The sequence below is a fragment of the Methylophaga sp. UBA1464 genome (assembly GCF_002325665.1).
Taxonomy (GTDB): Bacteria; Pseudomonadota; Gammaproteobacteria; order Nitrosococcales; family Methylophagaceae; genus Methylophaga.
Window position 1 is genome coordinate 46,298 of sequence record NZ_DCSO01000071.1, and the last position, 1,105, is coordinate 47,402.

Genomic DNA, 1,105 nt, shown 5'->3' on the forward strand with positions numbered 1-1,105 from the left:
GAAAGTCTTAAATAAGGCTTCATCAGTCAGTGCATCACTTAATTTTCCATCAAAGCGTTTATTGATAAAGCCGGCACAGCGACTGGCAATATTCACGACCTTACCGACTAAATCCGAATTAATCCGGCTCTGGAAATCTTCCAGACTCAGATCGATGTCTTCAATGGTGTTATTGAGCTTGGCAGCAAAGTAATAACGCAGATATTCCGGGTTCAGATGATTCAGATAGGTGCGGGCTTTGATAAAGGTGCCACGTGACTTGGACATCTTTTTGCCGTCAACCGTCAGAAAACCATGGGCATACACACGATTCGGTAATCTGAAACCGGCACCTTTCAGCATGGCTGGCCAGAACAAGGCATGGAAATAAATAATATCCTTACCGATAAAGTGCACCATTTCAGTCGGACTGTCGGCACGCATAAATTCATTAAAATCCACACCGCTACGGTCGCAGTAATTTTTGAAGCTGGCTAAATAGCCAATCGGTGCATCCATCCACACATAGAAAAACTTGTTTGGCGCATCGGGTATTTCAAAACCGAAGTAGGGTGCATCACGTGAGATATCCCAGTCCTGCAAACCACTGTCAAACCATTCACCAAGTTTGCGGCCAACTTCGGCCTGCAGATGATCGCCTTGAGTCCATTCACGTAATAATGGTTCGAAATTACCCAGTTTGAAAAAATAATGTTCAGACTCTTTGGTGATCGGGGTGGCACCGGAAACGGCAGAAACCGGATTTTTTAATTCAGTCGGGTCATAGGTCGCGCCACAGACTTCACAGTTATCACCATACTGATCGGCGGCACCACATTTTGGGCATTCACCACGAATAAACCGATCCGGCAGGAACATTTCTTTTTCCGGATCATAAGCCTGACTGATGGTACGGCTTTCAATATGTCCGGCATCACGATTCGCCAGATAAATCTGGCTGGCCAGTTGGCGATTCTCTTCGCTGTGGGTACTGTGATAGTTATCAAAACCAATCGCAAAATCGGCAAAATCGGCCTGATGTTCTTTACTGACGTCAGCAATTAACTGTTCCGGGGTGATGCCCTCATTTTGTGCGCGCAACATGATGGGGGTGCCATGCGCATCC

1 protein-coding gene is annotated in these 1,105 nt (G+C 46.3%); it reads right to left on the reverse strand.

Going from position 1 to position 1,105, the window contains the following annotated elements; all coding sequences use genetic code 11:
* A partial coding sequence (gene metG / locus B3O33_RS08620; protein ID WP_292363416.1) for a methionine--tRNA ligase occupies window positions 1-1,105 on the reverse strand: 1,105 nt, incomplete at both ends.